Source organism: Shewanella sp. 1180_01, assembly GCF_052850535.1.
The window spans coordinates 1-1,435 of sequence record NZ_VXCT01000134.1 but is presented as its reverse complement, the minus strand read 5'-3'; the positions used below and the strand labels follow the sequence as shown (position 1 = coordinate 1,435).

The following is a 1,435-nucleotide window of genomic DNA, read 5'->3' as shown; positions in this document are numbered from 1 at the left end:
CCTTGACATGCCTAGCGCAAGCGCATGACTTAAAACTAACTGAGAAGGAGCGATGAGAAATAGTAACGAATTTTACCAACGTAACGATTTCGCCGAGCATCCAACAGCGATCACAATGTGACATGTACAGAGAGGCGGAAAAATCCGCTTAATGTCAAGGTTACACAGAAGATTATCAGAAGCCGTAGCTAAAGAAAACAACCCTTTAGATAACCTCATTTAAAACCTGTTTAAATCCTTGTTAAAGCGTTTAAGTGGGTTTTAGATGAGCCGTTGTACCAAGTTGAAAGCTTAGGCGCTTAAATCGTGTCTGAGGGCGTTAGCAGACAAATCCATTCAACCCACTTTTTACAACACATTCTTACAGCAAATAGCTTCCCAAGAAGCCTAACATAGACTGTTCGCTCTCATGGCTTACACCGAAGTATCGACGCGCTGGTATACCCGCAGGGCCTGCGGGCATATCGTCGGTGCCGCCGAAATAGTGAATAGCTGCATAGATTTTATTGCTACCAATCTCCGCCCAAAAGTCGCCGCTATCGGCAGTCACGCTGGCAGCTAAGCCGCCAGCACTGGCTTGTAATATCTTACCGCCCTGGCGTTTAGGGTTGGCCTTAAGGTAGGCATCACTTAAGGATGCCCAGGCTTGACCTGTTACGGGATCGGCCTCTGCTTCAAAGGCTGATTCGGTGGCGGACTCTAGCACAGCGGCAATATCGTTCATGGGTTCGCTTAAGTCATCGAGCTTAATCAGCAAGCTATCAAGCACCTGCAATACAGTGCCGTTGGTAAACTGAATATCCACTTTATTCATAGTGCATCCCTACCCTTTTAACTGACCTTCAAGCACTTGGTATTGGGCTTGCTGCAATTCAACTAGCGATAACTTAAGTACTTCCACTTGGCCATCATTAGGTGTGCGCTGTAATTGCCACTGGCTCGCGATAAGTAATTTGCTCGCTCGTTCATCATCAGCTTGCCCTTCAATTGGATACACATAGAGCAAGGTTTGATTATCGTTATCCCATAGCACGGCCTCGGGCTTAGCCAATAGCAGCGGTAATTGCTGTAACTGGTTAGGCGTCACCGAGGCTTGCGCTGTACTGAGTTGCCGCTCAGTTATAGCGAGCAATGCGCTAGGCTCGCGGCCTAAACGTGCTGTTACCGCTGCTTGGATCGAGGGAGTTATAAAGCCTAACGCCTGCTGACTTGAGCCTAGGCGCTTCTGCTGCTCTGGTTTGGCGAGTACTTCATCCGTCCATTGGGCAAACTGGGCGTGGCGCAGCGGGCTATTATTGAGTGCCTGAATAAACTGCGCGCGGGTATCGAGGGATTGAATAGTGCCCAGCTTTTTAGCGACGGCCACGTCGGTACCAAAGGCGGCTTCGCCTGGACTATAGGCCCAGCCTAAATCGGGGCTCATGCTGCTGCCATA

Annotated in this window: 1 protein-coding gene and 1 pseudogene; both read right to left on the bottom strand. The window is 49.3% G+C overall.

The genetic code is table 11. The features are described 5' to 3' along the window. Positions 1-361: 361 nt before the first annotated feature. On the bottom strand, positions 362-814 hold the full coding sequence (locus FW758_RS24440) for a phage virion morphogenesis protein (RefSeq protein ID WP_446446813.1): 453 nt from the start codon (positions 812-814) through the stop codon (positions 362-364). A 9-nt stretch (positions 815-823) separates the two neighbouring features. Further along, positions 824-1,435, bottom strand: a pseudogene (locus FW758_RS24435) (phage minor head protein); the annotation flags it as partial.